Consider the following 15950-nt stretch of genomic DNA (forward strand, 5'->3'; position numbering starts at 1 on the left):
GCGCCAGGGGCTTCGTCTATTCCGGGGCACACCAAGGCACACCCATACAGGCGGCTACGGCCCCTGACCTTGGTCTTGCCCCGCCCGGAAGGGGTGTACGCCTGTGCCCGCACTTGTGCTGCTCGGTGCTCAGTGGGGTGACGAAGGCAAGGGAAAGGCCACCGACCTGCTCGGTGGATCCGTGGACTATGTGGTGCGCTACCAGGGCGGCAACAACGCCGGTCACACGGTCGTCGTAGGCGACCAGAAGTATGCGCTCCACCTCCTCCCTTCCGGGATCCTCTCGCCGGAGTGCACGCCGGTCATCGGAAACGGTGTCGTCGTCGACCCGTCGGTCCTGCTCTCCGAGCTGAGTGGACTGAACGAGCGCGGCGTCGACACGTCGAAGCTGCTGCTCAGCGGCAACGCGCACATCATCACGCCGTACAACGTGACCGTCGACAAGGTGACGGAACGCTTCCTCGGCAAGCGCAAGATCGGCACCACCGGCCGCGGTATCGGCCCGACCTACGCGGACAAGATCAACCGCGTCGGCATCCGCGTCCAGGACCTCTACGACGAGTCGATCCTCACCCAGAAGGTCGAAGCGGCGCTCGAGGGCAAGAACCAGCTCCTCACCAAGGTCTTCAACCGGCGCGCCATCGAGGCGGAGCAGGTCGTCGAGGAGCTGCTCGGCTACGCGGAGCAGATCAAGGGCTACGTCGCCGACACCACCCTGATCCTGAACAAGGCCCTCGACGACGACAAGGTCGTCCTCTTCGAGGGCGGCCAGGGCACGCTGCTCGACATCGACCACGGCACGTATCCCTTCGTGACGTCGTCGAACCCGACCGCGGGCGGCGCCTGCACGGGTGCGGGCGTCGGCCCGACGAAGATCAGCCGCGTCATCGGCATCCTCAAGGCGTACACGACCCGTGTCGGCGCGGGCCCGTTCCCGACCGAGCTGTTCGACGAGGACGGCGAGGCGCTGCGCCGCATCGGTGGCGAGCGCGGTGTCACCACCGGCCGTGACCGGCGCTGCGGCTGGTTCGACGCGGTCATCGCCCGCTACGCGACCCGCGTGAACGGCCTGACCGACTTCTTCCTCACCAAGCTCGACGTGCTCACCGGCTGGGAGCAGATCCCGGTCTGCGTCGCCTACGAGATCGACGGCAAGCGCGTCGAGGAACTCCCTTACTCCCAGTCCGACTTCCACCACGCGAAGCCGGTCTACGAGTACCTGCCGGGCTGGTCCGAGGACATCACCAAGGCCAAGACCTTCTCCGACCTGCCGAAGAACGCGCAGGCCTACGTGAAGGCCCTGGAGGAGATGTCGGGCGCCCCGATCTCCGCGATCGGCGTCGGCCCCGGCCGCACCGAGACCATCGAGGTCAACTCGTTCCTCTAGGCCCCGCGCCCCGGAACAGCAGGCGCCCCGGTCCGCTTCGGCGGGCCGGGGCGCCGTCGTGTGTGCGGTCAGCCTCCGAAGACCGAGCCGAACTGCGGTGTGCCGGCCGTGGACACGCCCACCGCCGAGGGCGAGAGCGACACCGCGCCCGTCGGGCCGTCACTCCCTTCCACAGATCCGCAGCCCCACCGGCGTCCCGCACGGCAGATGGCCGTGGGTGCGGACGATGTCCTGGCCGGGGCCGCGGATCGCGTAGGCCAGGAAGCTGGAGGCGAGGGAGTCGGCGGGCGGGCGCCCGTAGGTGTAGGCGAACTCGATCTCGCGGTACGGGTAGCCGCTCGACTCGATGTGGTCGATGTCCGGCGCGTGGCCGTCGAGGGAGAGGCGGTGCAGGCCCTTCAGCTCGGTGGCGGCGCGCAGTTCGCTGTAGCCGAGCGCCCCGGGGACACGGGCTACGGCGTCCAGGACCTGGTCGGTGGAGTCGAGTTCGCAGCGCAGCACGGGTACCGACCGCACCGTCCTGTCGGTGCAGTCGTCCGACGAGGTGCGGGGCTCCTCGCCGCCGGCGAGGACCCGGTCCTGGAGAGCGCGCCGGGTGCCGGAGCCCGAGGTGCGGCTGACCAGGACGACGGGCAGGTCGGGGCCGCCGAGCTGGGCCCAGGAGCGGATCTCACCGCGGTAGAGACGGCGCACGTCGGCGACCCGCAGGTTCCTCAGCCGGACCCGGTCGTTGACGACGAGGGTGAAGAGGGAGACGGCGACGTGGTTCTCGCTGAGCTGGGTGTAGCTCGCGGGGCGCGGTCCGTCGGAGAAGGCGACCACGGCCGGCGATCCCTTGGCCGGCTGTCCGGGGGCGCCCGTTCCCTGCGCGCCCCCGAGGGCGAGTTCCCGTACGCCGGTCTGGCTGCCGTGGGCGCTGACCGTGATCGTCACGTCCGGGCAGTGCTCCTCGTACTTCTGCTTCAGCTCCTCGGCGACCGGCGCGAACGCCGTCGAGCCGGTGACCGTGAGCGTGCCCTTCTCGCAGTAGTCGGGCGGCGGCGGGGTGTCGGGCCACAGGGCGAGGGCCGCGAGCGCGATGACGAAGGCGCTCAGGAGACCGGTCACCCGGCGTGCCCAGACGCCGAACACGGGGGGTTTCTCGTCGGGCGTGACGCTGTGGTTCTCGTGCAGCTCGCCGCCCTCGACATCGCCCTGGACGGTGGTGTCGCTGTCGACCGGGCCGCCGGTGAGCAGGACGAGGAGCTTGTAGTACGCGCCGGGGTTGAGCGGCACCCGTGGGATGCGCAGCGCGCTGCCCGAACTGACCAGTCCCGGGCCCTGGTCGAAGTGGCCCATCAGGTGCTCCGCCTCGGGCGGCAGCGTGACGGCCACGCCCCGGACGGTGCGGTCCTCGAACACGGCGGTCAGGCCGTGGTGCGGTGACGAGTCCGTGTAGTCGTCCCGGCCGATGGGCACCGAGCCGTCGTTCTCGATGCGCAGCAGAACGAGCGTCGCGTCGGACATCTCGGGCATCTCGTCGAAGAGTCCGAGCCGTACGTTGCTGGCGCCCGCGCGGTTGCTGCCGCCTATGACGGTGTCCATCTGCTTGCGGTAGCCGATTCGTTTGCGGCGCGGGGCGCGGCGGTCGATCCACACGGGCGCGGCGATGGACGCGATGCCGATGAGCACACCGGCGCCACCCATCACGACGTCGACGTCGAACCAGCTCATGAGCCCCTCGCACGGGTGACCGACTTGATCGTGCGGTCACCGTACGAGGCGGGCGGCGGCCCGGGGGCGGAACGGCGGGCGCTTCGGCGGATGTTCGCCGGACGACACCCTTCCGTTCAACTCGGCCCAGCGGACGAGGTGTTCAGCCGCTCTTGCTGTACGTCAGCTCGTCGCCGTTGTTCATCGTGCGGCGCAGCTCGCCCGACGAGATCACCTCGACCGTGCTCGGCTTGCCCGGACTGCACGAACCGGAGGGGCCGGAGACGACATCGGTGGCGCCGATGCTCAGCGTCCCGCCGGAGGCCGACACCAGCGCGCCCTGGAACACGCAGTGGTACGTGCCGCCGCCCTTGAGCGGTCCGTCCGCCGTCATCGACAGGACCGTGTCCCCGGGGCTGCCCTGCCCAATGGTCAGACGGCGGGTGTTGTGGCCCGTGGCGTTGTCGATCGAGGCGGTCCAGGTGCCGAGGAACTCGGGGGGCACGTCCCCGCCCGCGGGCGGTTCGGAGGACTCGGGCGGCTGCGAGGTCCGGGGGTCCTGCGAGCTGGGCCCGCCCGTCGACGGGCCCTGACTCGTGGGGGCACCGGACGCCGGCTGCTTGGAGTCCTCGCTCTGGGAGGCCGGCTTGCCGTCGTCCTTCATCAGCGCGTACACCGATCCGCCCGCGCCGAGCGCCACGACGAGCGCCACCACGATCAGCGCGGCCGTGGAGCGCCCGCTGCGCCGCGGCTCCGGCTGCGGCGCGCCGATGGGGACGACGCCGGGGCCGTACGGGGGTGTGGCGGCGGGGCCGTAGGGCGGCGTCCCGCCCCAGCCGCCCTGCTGCGGATAGCCGTAGACGGGTGCCTGGGGATGCGCATGCGGATACCCGTAGGCGGCTGAGGCGGGCGGGGCCGCCGGCGGGAGCGCGGGGGCCGACGGGCCGGAAGGGGAGACCATCGTCGGGAGGTGGTTGACGGGGGTACCGCCGGGCTTGCCGGGCGGGGGAGGGGTCGGCTCGCCGTCGCCGGTCTCCGCGGGCGCGGCGGGTGGCGCGGGTGCGGGCTTCTCCTTGGAGAGGACGGGCGGCTTCCCGGAGCTCGCCCCGGTCGCGCCGTCGGGGTCCTCCGCGTCCAGCAACTGCACGGCGTGCCGTCCCAGTTGGGCGACGAGGGCGCCCGGCAGCCACGGGTCACGCGTGCGTCCGCCGTCGCCGAGCGTGTCCTCGGCGCCGGTCCGCTCCAGAAGCTGGTCCAGGGTGGGGCGGGCCGCGGGGTCCTTGTGCAGACAGTCCCGTACGAGTTCCTGAAGGCCCTCCGGGAGCCCTTCGAGGTCGGGTTCCTCCTGGGCGATACGGAACATCAGGGCGTGCACCCCGCTGTTGGCCGTGCCGAACGGCAGCGCGCCCGACGCCGCGTAGGCGAGGACCGAGCCGAGGCAGAACACGTCGCAGGCCGGGGTGATCCGGTCGCCGCGCACCTGCTCGGGGGCCATGAAGCCGGGCGAGCCCACGAGGGCGCCCGTTCTCGTGAGGCCGCCGTCCGTCACGGTCTCCAGGGCGCGGGCGATGCCGAAGTCGATGACGCGGGGCCCGTCGATCGTCACCAGGACGTTCGACGGCTTCAGGTCGCGGTGGATGAGGCCCGCGGTGTGGATGTCCTTGAGCGCGTGCGTGAGGCCCGCCGCGAGGATCCGCACGGAGCGCTCGGGCAGCGCGCCGTGGTCGTGCGAGACGACCGTCTGCAGCGAGGGCCCCGCCACGTAACCTGTGGCCACCCAGGGGATGTCCGCCTCGGTGTCCGCGTCGAGGACCGGCGCGGTCCACTCCCCGCCGACCTGCCGTGCGGCCCGGACCTCGAGCCGGAACCGGTTCCGGAACTCCTCCTGCTCGGCGAGCTCCTGGCGCACCAGCTTGACCGCGACCGTGCGCCCGCGGTCCGAGCGCGCCAGATAGACCTGGCCCATCCCGCCCGCCCCGAGCCGCGCCAGCAGCCGGTACGCACCGATGCGCTGCGGATCTCCCGCCCCCAGCTTCTCCATGTCGCGCCACCCTCCCCCATGTGTGACCAACATCCCGAGAATAGTGGGAGGTTGTGACACTGGGGACGGGGCGGCGTCTACGGTTCCGTAACAGGGTGGGCCGCGGGTCGGGCCGTCGAGTGATCCCTTCAGTGGTCCTCGGGGTGATCCGCCACCTCGTCCAGTGCCGCCGACAGCCGTTCGAGCATCCGCACCGTCGCGGCGAGTTCGTCCTCGCCGAGCGCCGCCGCGAGGCGGTCCGCGAGGGCCGCGTGGCCGGGGCCGATCCGCGCGATCGCCGCGCGGCCCTCCTCGGTGGGGGCCAGGAGCTTGGCGCGCCGGTGCGCCGGGTTCGGCTCGTACGCGGCGAGGCCCTGGGCGACGAGCAGATCGGCCACGCGCTGCACGCTCTGACGGGTGATGCCCATGACGCGCGCGATGCCGGCGACGGGCAGCGGCTCGGTCAGGACCGCGCCGAGCACCTGCCACCGGGCGGCGGTGAGCCCCGCGGGCCGTGACAGCTCCTCGGAGACGGACAGGAACTGGCCGTTGAGCCGGAAGACGCCGAGCGCGGTCCGGCTCAGCAGGTCCTGGCGCGCCCTGCTCACTCCCGCGCTCCCTGGAGGGACTCGTACGCCGTCACGTCCGAGTCGTGGAACAGGCGATACCAGGCGTCGAGCAGCTCGCCCTCGAACACCCCGAGCGCGCCGAGGACTTCGCGCGCGAACGCGACCGGTTCGGTCGGCCCGGCGGTGATCAGGCCGCCGTCCGTCACGGCGTCCGCGTCGACGTAGCGCTCGCCGCCCTTGTAGCCGGTGGCGTCGAGGTACAGGGGGACGGCGCTGGTGTGCGCCCGGTCGTCGAGCAGGCCCTCGCGCGCGAGTCCGGCGGTGGCCCCGCAGATCGCGGCGACCGGCACTCCCGCGTCGAGGAAGGCGCGGGCCTTGCGGGCGAAGGGCGCGAGGTCGTCGCCGGCGTCCCAGAGGTCGGCGCCGGTGAGGATCAGCAGCGAGCTGTCCTCGGGGCGCAGTTCGTCGAGGGCCAGGTCGGGCTGGATGCGCACGCCGCCGATGGTGGTGACGGCCCGCCCGGCGTCGAGCGCGACGGTGCGGATCGGGTAGCCGCCACGGGCCAGGTGCGCGGTGGCGTGCCCCGACTCCCAGTCGGCGAGCGTGTCGTAGACGGCGAGGTGTACGGGCTTCTCGGTGCGGCCGGCGGTCATGGCGTCCTCCAGAACCTCGGGTACCTGTCACGGCTCCTACTTTTATGACAGCATGCTGCCATGGCGACAGAATGCTGTCAACCATGCTCCGCGCGCACCCGGCCGTCCCGTGGAAATTTGTTTCCGTCAATCGGAACGATCTTGCGATCCGGCACGTAGTACTTCACGACGAACCGCAACGAACCACGACGACCACGTCACGACGTACCCCTTCACGTCTACGACCTCCCCCGACCGAGGAGACCGTGTGCTGAACAGGACGCCAGTCGCCGTCCGCGCCCTCGCGCGCGCCGCGCTCGCCGCCCGTCCCGTCGGACTGGACGCGGCCGACACCGAGGCCCCGCCGCTGCGCCACCACGGCCACAGCTATCTCGTCCCCGTCGAGCTCTTCCAGGACTTCGCCGCCCTGCTCACCGACCCCCGCAGGCCGGGCGGCCCCTACCGCTCCCTGTCCGTCGGCGGCCGCCGCTGGTTCGGATACCGCTCGACGCACTACGACACCCCCGCCCTGCGCACGTTCCACGACCACGCGCAGGGACGCGCGCCCCGCTTCGGCATCCGGGAGCGGCTCTACGAGGACAGCGGGAAGCGGCAGTTGGAGCTCAAGGTGCGCTGCGCGGACGGCGGGACGGTCAAGCACCGGACCCCGATGGGCGAGGGCGACCACCCCCTCGACGACACCCGGCGCGCCTTCGTCACCGCGCTCCTGCGCGGTACGTACGGCATCGGGGCGCCCGAGGAGCTGGCCGCCCGTGTCGTCACTGAGTACCGGCGCGCGACGTTCGTGGCCGACGGGCAGCGGCTCACCTGCGACGCCGGGCTCGTCGTGCGCGAAGCGGGCCAGGGGCGCGCGGTGCGGGCGGACGGCGGGTCCGTGCTCGTGGAGACCAAGGCGGGCGCGCCGGGGCGGCGGACGGACGCGGACCGGCTCCTCGCGCGGTTCGGGGTGGCCCCCGTCGCGTTCGGCAAGTACTGCGGAGGGCTCGCCGCGCTGCGGCCCGAGCTGGCGGCCGGACCGTGGGAGGGCGCGGTGCGGACCCTGTTCCCCGGGGCGGTGCCTCCCGGCGAGGGCGACAGTGTGTCGGGTTAGCGGCCGTCCCACAGACAGGACGCCGATGGTCCTTCCACCATGCGGACATTTACCCTCGGGCCCATGACCCCTCAGCCGAATCCCCAGGTCGGCGCTGCCGTCAAGGCCGCGGACCGTGCGCACGTGTTCCACTCCTGGTCCGCACAGGAGCTCATCGACCCGCTCGCCGTCGCCGGCGCCGAAGGCTCGTACTTCTGGGACTACGACGGCAACCGCTACCTCGACTTCACCTCCGGCCTCGTCTTCACGAACATCGGGTACCAGCACCCGAAGGTCGTCGCCGCGATCCAGGAGCAGGCCGCCTCCCTCACGACCTTCGCGCCCGCGTTCGCCGTGGAGGCCCGCTCCGAGGCCGCACGCCTCATCGCCGAGCGGACCCCCGGCGACCTGGACAAGATCTTCTTCACCAACGGCGGCGCCGAGGCGGTGGAGAACGCCACCCGCATGGCCCGTCTGCACACGGGCCGCCACAAGGTGCTCTCCGCCTACCGCTCCTACCACGGCGCCACCTCCACCGCGATCAACCTGACCGGCGACCCGCGCCGCTGGCCGAGCGACCAGGGCGCGGCGGGCGTCGTCCACTTCTGGGCGCCGTTCCTGTACCGCTCCCCGTTCTACTCGGAGACCGAGCAGCAGGAGTGCGAGCGCGCGCTCCAGCACCTCGAGGACACCATCGCCTTCGAGGGTCCGGCCACGATCGCCGCGATCATCCTGGAGACCGTGCCCGGCACCGCCGGCATCATGACGCCGCCGCCCGGCTACCTCCAGGGCGTGCGCGAGCTGTGCGACCGGCACGGCATCGTGTTCATCCTCGACGAGGTCATGGCGGGCTTCGGGCGCACCGGCAAGTGGTTCGCCGCGGACCACTACGACGTCGTGCCCGACCTGATGACCTTCGCCAAGGGCGTGAACTCGGGCTACGTCCCGCTCGGCGGCGTCGCCATCTCCGGCGCCATCGCCGACACGTTCGGCAAGCGCCCCTACCCGGGCGGCCTCACCTACTCCGGGCACCCGCTGGCCTGCGCCGCGGCCGTCGCGACCATCAACGTCATGGAGGAGGAGCGGGTCGTCGAGAACGCCGCCCACCTCGGCGAGACGCTGATCGGCCCGGCGCTGCGCGAGCTGGCCGAGCGCCACCCGTCGGTGGGCGAGGTCCGCGGACTCGGCATGTTCTGGGCCCTGGAGCTGGTGAAGGACAAGGCCACTCGCGAGCCGCTGACCCCGTACAACGCGGCGGGTGCGGCGAACGCGCCGATGGCCGCCTTCGGCGCCGCCGCCAAGAAGAACGGTCTGTGGCCCTTCATCAACATGAACCGCACCCACGTGGTCCCGCCGTGCAATGTCACGGAGGCCGAGGCCAAGGAAGGTCTCGCCGCTCTCGACGAGGCGCTGACCGTGGCGGACGGCTACACGGCGTAGCGAAACGGGTACTCCGTGTCGCTCCCCGTAGTGCGTAGGCTGACCAGCTGACCAGGAACAGCGTCACCAGCTGACGACGCACTACGGGGGAGGGACACCACGTGCCCGGAACCGACGGCGGAGCTGCCGTCCAGCGCAGCACGCTGCGCCAGCAGATCGCCGACGCCCTGCGCGACGAGATCCTCGCGGGGCGGCTCGAACCGGGCCAGGAGTTCACGGTCAAGGAGATCGCCGAGCAGTACGGCGTCTCCGCGACCCCGGTCCGTGAGGCCCTGGTCGACCTGTCCGGGCAGGGGCTCCTGGACTCCGCCCAGCATCGCGGCTTCGCGGTCCACGAGTACTCGCTCGCCGACTACCGCGGCATGATCGAGGCCCGCAGCCTCGTCACGGACGGCATCTTCCGCGGTCTCGTCGCGAACGCCGACGCGCACCACGCCACCCCCGCCGCCCTCGCCGGGGTCCGGCGCCGCGGCGAGGAGGCCGCCCGCGCGGCCGCGGCCGGCGACCTGAACGTGCTGATCGGCTACGACCTCCGGTTCTGGCGCGAGCTCAGTGCCCTGTTCGGGAACCCGTACCTCTCCGACTTCTTCCACCGCCTGCGCGTCCAGTCGTGGATGTGCGCGGTCCCGCACCTGCGCCGTGCGGACGACCTCAGGGGTCACCTCTGGTCCGGGCACTGTGGTCTCGTCGACGCGCTCGTGGACCGGGACGCCCGCGCCGCGCAGGACATCGTCACCGCGTACAACGCGGACTCCCTCGCCCTCGTCGAGCGGCTGGCGAAGCGGTGAGCACGGAACGGACCGATCGTCCCGTCGCCGCGCGGGCGGGCGTCGTGGACCTCACCGTCGTCGTCCCCGCGTACAACGAGGAGCACCGGCTCGGGCCCACGCTGGACGCGGTCACCGCGTACCTGGACGACAGTGACGGCGGGAACCGGTGGGGCGACTGGGAGATCGTCGTCGTGGACGACGGCTCCACCGACCGCACCGCCGAGATCGCGGAGCGCGCCGCCGCGGCCGCCCCCGAGGGTCCCGGCCGCACCCCCCGCATCCGGCTCGTCCGGAGCCCCCGCAACCGCGGCAAGGGCCACGCCCTGCGCCAGGGCGTCCTCGCCTCCCGCGGCCGCCGCGTCCTGGTCACCGACGCCGACCTCGCCGCGCCCATCGAGGAGCTGGAAGCCCTCGACAAGGCGCTCGGCGAGGGCCACGCGGCGGCGATCGGCTCCCGCGCCAGACCCGGCGCGACGATCGCCCGCCACCAGCACCGGCTGCGCGAACTCCTCGGCCGCACCGGCAACTTCCTGATCCGCGCGACGAGCGTCCCCGGCATCAGGGACACCCAGTGCGGCTTCAAGCTCTTCGACGGCGACCGGGCCCGCGCCGCGTTCGCCGCGGCACGCCTGGACGGCTGGGGCATCGACGTGGAGATACTGATGTACTTCCGCCGCTCCGGCTGGCCGGTCGCCGAGGTGCCCGTGCGGTGGTCGCACCAGGCGGGCTCGAAGGTCCGCCCCTTCGACTACATACGGGTCCTGGCCGAGCTGGTGACGCTCAGGGCACGCGCGGTGCCGAAGGGCCACCTCCTCGTGGCGGCCCTCTTCCTCGTCCTGTCCGTCGCCCTGTACTCGGGCCGCTGGGCGGCGCCCGCGCACCGCTACCTCCCCGACTCCCTCCAGGACCAGAACCAGTGGGAGTGGTTCTTCGCGGTGACGGCGGACAGCGTCCGCCACCTCCACAACCCCTTGTTCACGACGCTCCAGGGCTTCCCGGACGGCGTGAACCTGATGGCCAACACCGCGATGCTGGGCCTGACCGTCCCGCTCGCCCCCGTGACCTGGCTCTTCGGCCCCGCCGTCGCCCTGAACGTGGCGATGACGGGCGGCCTGGCCGTCACCGCGTTCGCCTGGTACCGGCTGATCCTGAAACGGCTCGTACGGACCCGGTGGGCCGCCGCGACCGGCGCGCTCCTCGCCGCGTTCGCGCCCCCGATGGTCAGCCACGCGCACGCGCACCCGAACTTCGTCGTCCTGTTCATGATCCCGCTGATCATCGAGCGGGCGCTGCGGCTGTGCGAGGGCAAGCGCGTGGTGCACGACGGCGTCGTCCTCGGCCTCTTCGCGACGTACCAGATCTTCCTCGGCGAGGAACCGCTCCTGCTCGCCGCCCTGGGCATCGTGCTGTTCGCGCTCGCCTACGCCGTCGTGCGCAGGGACGTGGCGAAGGCCGTGTGGCGCCCGCTCCTGCGCGGGCTCGGGGTCGCCGCCGCGGTCGCGCTGCCACTCGTCGCCTTCCCCCTGTACTGGCAGTTCCTCGGCCCGCAGAGCTACAAGAGCGTGCTGCACGGCGACAACGCGGGCAACAGCCCCCTCGCCCTCCTCTCCTTCGCCGAGCGCTCCCTCGCCGGCTCCCGCGAGCGCGCCGCCGCGCTCGCCCTCAACCCGACCGAGCAGAACGCCTTCTACGGCTGGCCGCTCGTCGCACTCGCCTTCGCGATCGTCGTACGGCTGTGGCGCAGCGCCGCCGTGAAGGCGCTCGCGTTCACGGCGGTCGCCGCGGCCCTGCTCTCGCTCGGCCCGAAGTTCCGCATCCCGCTGACCGACGTCGTGCTGCCGGGCCCGTGGGCGCTGCTCGCTCACCGGCCTCTGTTCGAGTCGGTCATCGAGTCACGGGTGGCGATGGTGTGCGCGCCCGCGCTCGGGATGCTGCTCGCCCTCGCGCTGGACCGGCTCGCCGCGGCGCGGGTCCCGTACCGGCTCGTCGGCTTCGCGGCGGTCGCCGCGGCGCTCGTGCCGATCGTCCCGGCGCCGCTCAGGGCGGTCGAGCGGGTCGATGTCCCGGCGTTCGTGGCCGACGGCACCTGGAGGCGGTACGTCGGCCCCGGCGAGAGCCTCGTGCCGGTGCCGCTGCCCGACCCGGGCAACGCGGAGGCCCTGCACTGGCAGACCGAGGCCGGCCTCGGCTTCCGTCTGCCCGGCGGCTACTTCAACGGCCCCTACGGCCCCGATCACGTCGGCATCTACGGTGCCTCGCCCCGCTGGACCTCCAACCTGCTGCGCGACATCCGCTACTCGGGCCGGGCCCCCGAGATCACCGACGCGTGGCGCGCCCAGGCCCGCCGCGACTTCGCGTACTGGCACGCCGGCGTCCTCGTGCTCGCCCCGCAGCAGAACGACGGGGTGCTGCGGGCGACGGTCGACCAGCTGGTCGGCAGGGCCGGTATGTGGACCGGAGGCGTATGGATCTGGGATCTGAGCAATGTGCAGAGGGGGAGCTGAACCGGCTCCCCGCGCATTACGCTGCCTTTCCGCCTTTCATTACGGCCTTCATCACCGGAGGAGTCGCCTTGGCCTGTGACCTGTGGCTGGTCCCGCTCGTCGATGTGCTGTGCCACAGCCCCGACAACCCCTTCGCCGAGGAACTCGCGCTCTACGACAAGGCGTTGCACGAGGCAGGACTGCCACCGGTCCCGGTCTACTCGTACATGCCGGGACTCTCCGGTGACGTGGCCCCCGTCGCCGGCTTCGACTACGACGCGCTGCACTTCCTGCGCCGCGCGTACCTCCTCCAGATGTGCGGCCTCGCCGTCACGCCGGTCGACGAACTGGGCGGCGACTACGAGCAGCTCCTGGAGATGTTCGAGACGACGGCCCAGCAGTCGCACCTGGTCTGGCACTACGACCACGCGGGCGCGTACGTCCCCGTGGACTTCCCGAGCCCGCTGTCCGACGACGAACTCCTCGCCGGCGGCGGCCCCCTCGGCTCCTCCCATGCGCTCCTGCGGGAACTGGAGTACGTGGCCCGGTCGATCGGTATAGACCCGGCCAACCCGCCGGCGCCCCCGGTCCCGCCGGAGGGCCCCACGGCCCTGGAGGAACCGGCGGCTCCGGCCCCCCTCGACGACAGCCCCTTCGCCCGTGAACGTCATGTCTGGCTCGGTCTGCACGCGGCCGCGACCCGGAGCCTGGCCCAGGGTTCCATGATCATCTTCAGCTGACCGGAACCCCGTGCCCGAGCCGTGGACAGGGGCCTCGACGAGGCCCTCTTCCGGCAGGCCGCCGGCGCGGGGTGCCGGGAGGTTCGCGCCCGGAACGGGTGCGGGGAACGGTGCGACCGGCCACGACGCACGGACGGTCGGCCACGGGCGGCTCGCCCCCGGCCGGCCCCTCGGCGAGGGGCGCTCAGCGCGGCTCGGGCGGGCGCTGGCGGGGCATGTTCGGGCGGGCGCCCGGGGGGAGCGGGAAGCGGCCCGGCGGCGGCTCCACGGGGCGGGTGCCCGGGGCCACGGAGGACTGCATCACCAGCGGCGCGGGACCCGAGCGGAACTCCACCATCCAGTCCGCCGTCTCCGACCGCACCAGCTCCGTCACGTCGTCCGTGAAGCGCCGCAGCACCGACAGGCACCGCTCGGCGGCCTCACTGGCCGTGCCCTCCGTCGGGCCGAGCACCTCCCGCACGCTCTCCGACGCCCAGTCGAACTGGAGCGCCTGAAGCCGCCTCTGCACCGCCTGGGCCGTGGCCACGTCCCTTATCCAGCCCGACGTGAGCCCGAAGTACCGGTCGCAGGCCACGCACGCCACCGCGAGCAGCAACGCCAGATACCCCCAGGGTGCGACCCCGCCGAGCGCCCCGGTCAGATCGAGCAGCGGGAGCGCCGCCCCCGCCACGGCACCGGCGACCGCGCCGCCCCGCAGCGCCCGCGCCCCGCGCCGCTTCCACACCCGGTCGACCAGATACCAGTGCGCCGTGTCGAGGGCCCCGCGTTCCACCCACCGGTAGAGCTCGTCGAGCCGCTCGGCGGGCTCGCCCCAGTCTCCGACGGGGAACGTCCGCCCGGTCAGGTCGCCCGGCCGCACCGCGTCACCCGTGCCGTCACTGCGCTCGCCCCGGGCGCCCCGCTCCTCCTGAGGCGGTCCCTCGGGCTGCATCTCCGGCTGGCTCACCCGGCACTCCCTACGACTCGTCCTGGTCACGGATGGGGCTCATGTGCAGAGCATCTTCCTACCGCCCAATGGGTGGCCAAGGACCCGTTTTCGCGGTATTTCCGCCCGGAAGTGGGTCTTGATCAGGTATAGGCAGGGAGCCTGTCTCACTCGAAAGAGTGCAGCGAAAGGTGCCGGGGCGGGCGACACCCCGACCACGTAGGCTCGTTCCAGGGCGGAGAACCCGCCCGTGGTCGCAGGTCGAAACAGGACGCAACAGGAGCTGAATCGTGATTCCCGGTGGTGGCCAGCCCAATATGCAGCAGCTGCTCCAGCAGGCCCAGAAGATGCAGCAGGATCTCGCCAAGGCCCAGGAGGAGCTGGGCCGCACCGAGGTCGAGGGCCAGGCCGGCGGCGGTCTGGTCAAGGCGACGGTGACGGGCTCCGGTGAGCTGCGCGGCCTCGTCATCGACCCGAAGGCGGTCGACCCCGAGGACACCGAGACCCTCGCCGACCTGGTCGTCGCGGCGGTCCAGGCGGCGAACGAGAACGCGCAGACCCTCCAGCAGCAGAAGCTCGGCCCGCTGGCCCAGGGCCTGGGCGGCGGAGGCATCCCGGGGCTTCCCTTCTAAGGAAGCCCCACCGCAACTAACGTACGTACTACTCGGCGGCTGGCATGCTCAGCGGCACAGCACCATCCAGCAGAAGTCGGAAGGCACTCCGTGTACGAAGGCGTGGTCCAGGACCTCATCGACGAGCTCGGCAGGCTGCCGGGCGTCGGTCCCAAGAGCGCGCAGCGGATCGCCTTCCACATCCTGCAGGCGGAGCCGACGGACGTACGGCGTCTCGCGCAGGCCCTGATGGAGGTCAAGGCGAAGGTCCGCTTCTGCGCGACCTGCGGCAATGTGGCGCAGGAGGAGCTGTGCAACATCTGCCGCGACCCGCGCCGCGACCTGACGGTGATCTGCGTCGTCGAGGAGCCCAAGGACGTCGTCGCGATCGAGCGGACCCGCGAGTTCCGGGGCAAGTACCACGTGCTCGGCGGGGCGATCAGCCCCATCGAGGGCGTCGGCCCGGACGACCTGCGGATAAGGGAACTCCTCGCCCGCCTCGCCGACGGCACGGTCACCGAGCTGATCCTGGCCACGGACCCGAACCTGGAGGGCGAGGCCACGGCGACGTACCTCGCCCGCATGATCAAGCCGATGGGCCTCAAGGTCACCCGCCTGGCCAGCGGGCTCCCGGTCGGGGGCGACCTGGAATACGCGGACGAGGTCACGCTCGGCCGCGCCTTCGAGGGGAGACGACTCCTAGATGTCTGACGCCACGCTGAACACCGTCAAGGACCATCCGGACGACTTCGCGGTCCAGATCTCGGACCAGGTCGAGTCCTTCCTCGTCGCGGTCGCCGAGGTGGCGAAGGGCGACGAGCCGGACTCGGCCGTGCCCTTCCTGCTCCTCGAGGTCTCCCAGCTGCTCCTCGCGGGCGGCCGGCTCGGCGCGCACGAGGACATCGTCCCCGACGAGCGCTACGAGCCCGATCTCGGCCCCGAGCCGGACGTCGACGACCTGCGCCAGAAGCTCGCCACGCTCCTGGAGCCGATCGACGTCTACTCCGAGGTCTTCGACCCGTACGAGCCCCGCAAGGCGCCGGTCGCCTGCCGGATCTCGGACGACCTGGCCGACGTCATGGCCGACCTGCGCCACGGCATGGCGCACTACCGCGCGGGCCGCACCACCGAGGCCCTGTGGTGGTGGCAGTTCTCCTACTTCTCGAACTGGGGCTCCACGGCCTCCGGCGCGCTGCGCGCGCTCCAGTCACTGGTCGCGCACGTCCGCCTCAACCAACCGCTGGACGACCTGGACGGCCTCGACACCGACGAGGACCTCGCCGAGGACGCCCTCGCCGAGGCCGCGGGCAAGGTCATGGCGGAGGAGATCGCGGGTCCGCTGGGGCTCCGTACGGTGAAATGACCCCCGCCCCGTGGGTGCTCACCGGTGAAACGAACCGGCCGGTGAAGTGACCCACCCCACTTTTCCGGTTGCCGGGCCGGGGCGCGGGCATGCGCCTGTCCGAGCGGCCGGAGCGTGAAGCCCCCGCCGGGCCCCTGTGCCCGGTGATCACTTTCTGAGCGGGACATCTCAGGATGTGGTATTCCCGGGGCTGATTTCGGCCGCTCGTTAGACTGAGCCGACCGAGAC

General features: G+C 72.1%; 14 protein-coding genes. 9 read left to right on the plus strand and 5 right to left on the minus strand.

Features of this window, described 5'->3' with window-relative positions:
• The first annotated feature begins 103 nt into the window (after positions 1-103).
• Positions 104-1387 (plus strand): adenylosuccinate synthase, encoded by a 1284-nt coding sequence (locus ACFC96_RS19670; RefSeq protein WP_266672685.1) that lies wholly within the window; start codon positions 104-106, stop codon positions 1385-1387.
• Positions 1388-1546: 159 nt separating this feature from the next.
• Here ACFC96_RS19670 and ACFC96_RS19675 read toward each other — a convergent pair whose 3' ends face one another.
• The 4 genes from ACFC96_RS19675 to ACFC96_RS19690 form a co-directional block, all read right to left on the minus strand.
• Positions 1547-3100, minus strand: a complete 1554-nt coding sequence (locus tag ACFC96_RS19675) for a substrate-binding domain-containing protein (protein ID WP_376255679.1) — start codon at positions 3098-3100, stop codon at positions 1547-1549.
• A gap of 142 nt (positions 3101-3242) precedes the next feature.
• A complete protein-coding gene (locus ACFC96_RS19680) occupies positions 3243-5120 on the minus strand; it encodes a serine/threonine-protein kinase (RefSeq protein WP_376613341.1) in 1878 nt (625 codons plus the stop codon).
• Positions 5121-5248: 128 nt separating this feature from the next.
• A complete protein-coding gene (locus ACFC96_RS19685) occupies positions 5249-5707 on the minus strand; it encodes a MarR family winged helix-turn-helix transcriptional regulator (protein WP_376613344.1) in 459 nt (152 codons plus the stop codon).
• Positions 5704-6321, minus strand: coding sequence for a DJ-1/PfpI family protein (locus ACFC96_RS19690; RefSeq protein WP_376613346.1), 618 nt, complete (start codon positions 6319-6321; stop codon positions 5704-5706). Before ACFC96_RS19690 ends, ACFC96_RS19685 begins: the two co-directional genes overlap by 4 nt.
• 247 nt (positions 6322-6568) lie before the next feature.
• Here ACFC96_RS19690 and ACFC96_RS19695 point away from each other — a divergent pair, with 247 nt between their 5' ends.
• The 5 genes from ACFC96_RS19695 (at position 6569) to ACFC96_RS19715 (ending at position 12823) form a co-directional block, all read left to right on the plus strand.
• Entirely contained in the window at positions 6569-7411 is an 843-nt protein-coding gene (locus ACFC96_RS19695; protein ID WP_376613348.1) for a VTC domain-containing protein, read from the plus strand.
• A 63-nt stretch (positions 7412-7474) separates the two neighbouring features.
• Positions 7475-8830 (plus strand): aspartate aminotransferase family protein, encoded by a 1356-nt coding sequence (locus ACFC96_RS19700; RefSeq protein ID WP_326711943.1) that lies wholly within the window; start codon positions 7475-7477, stop codon positions 8828-8830.
• A gap of 101 nt (positions 8831-8931) precedes the next feature.
• Positions 8932-9618, plus strand: coding sequence for a GntR family transcriptional regulator (locus ACFC96_RS19705; RefSeq protein ID WP_376613350.1), 687 nt, complete (start codon positions 8932-8934; stop codon positions 9616-9618).
• Complete coding sequence (locus ACFC96_RS19710; RefSeq protein WP_376613352.1) at positions 9615-12104, plus strand: dolichyl-phosphate beta-glucosyltransferase; 2490 nt, start codon at positions 9615-9617, stop codon at positions 12102-12104. The genes ACFC96_RS19705 and ACFC96_RS19710 overlap by 4 nt, the downstream gene beginning before the upstream one ends.
• A gap of 68 nt (positions 12105-12172) precedes the next feature.
• Positions 12173-12823 (plus strand): hypothetical protein, encoded by a 651-nt coding sequence (locus ACFC96_RS19715; RefSeq protein WP_376255691.1) that lies wholly within the window; start codon positions 12173-12175, stop codon positions 12821-12823.
• 184 nt (positions 12824-13007) lie between these two features.
• Here the strand turns inward: ACFC96_RS19715 and ACFC96_RS19720 are convergent, their stop codons facing one another.
• On the minus strand, positions 13008-13769 hold the full coding sequence (locus ACFC96_RS19720) for an SLATT domain-containing protein (RefSeq protein ID WP_376613353.1): 762 nt from the start codon (positions 13767-13769) through the stop codon (positions 13008-13010).
• Between the two features lie 269 nt (positions 13770-14038).
• On the opposite strand from ACFC96_RS19720, the gene ACFC96_RS19725 reads away from it, so the two are divergent.
• From ACFC96_RS19725 to ACFC96_RS19735, 3 genes are all read left to right on the plus strand, one after another.
• Positions 14039-14380: a YbaB/EbfC family nucleoid-associated protein gene (locus tag ACFC96_RS19725; protein WP_362901186.1), complete on the plus strand. Its 342-nt coding sequence runs from the start codon at positions 14039-14041 to the stop codon at positions 14378-14380.
• Between the two features lie 90 nt (positions 14381-14470).
• The gene (recR, locus tag ACFC96_RS19730) at positions 14471-15070 is read left to right on the plus strand and encodes a recombination mediator RecR (protein ID WP_116511760.1); all 600 of its coding nucleotides are present in this window, start codon (positions 14471-14473) and stop codon (positions 15068-15070) included.
• Entirely contained in the window at positions 15063-15722 is a 660-nt protein-coding gene (locus tag ACFC96_RS19735; protein ID WP_376255695.1) for a DUF5063 domain-containing protein, read from the plus strand. Before recR ends, ACFC96_RS19735 begins: the two co-directional genes overlap by 8 nt.
• Positions 15723-15950 lie beyond the last annotated feature (228 nt).

Origin of the sequence: Streptomyces sp. NPDC055955 (assembly GCF_042270245.1) — a bacterium.
In the GTDB taxonomy this organism is placed as follows: domain Bacteria; phylum Actinomycetota; class Actinomycetes; order Streptomycetales; family Streptomycetaceae; genus Streptomyces.

Coding starts and splice junctions, on each gene's coding strand:
- ACFC96_RS19675 (WP_376255679.1), bottom strand. CDS start 3,100: ATGAGCTGGTTCGACGTCGACGTCGTGATGGGTGGCGCCGGTGTGCTC.
- ACFC96_RS19680 (WP_376613341.1), bottom strand. CDS start 5,120: ATGGAGAAGCTGGGGGCGGGAGATCCGCAGCGCATCGGTGCGTACCGG.
- ACFC96_RS19690 (WP_376613346.1), bottom strand. CDS start 6,321: ATGACCGCCGGCCGCACCGAGAAGCCCGTACACCTCGCCGTCTACGAC.
- ACFC96_RS19700 (WP_326711943.1), top strand. CDS start 7,475: ATGACCCCTCAGCCGAATCCCCAGGTCGGCGCTGCCGTCAAGGCCGCG.
- ACFC96_RS19735 (WP_376255695.1), top strand. CDS start 15,063: ATGTCTGACGCCACGCTGAACACCGTCAAGGACCATCCGGACGACTTC.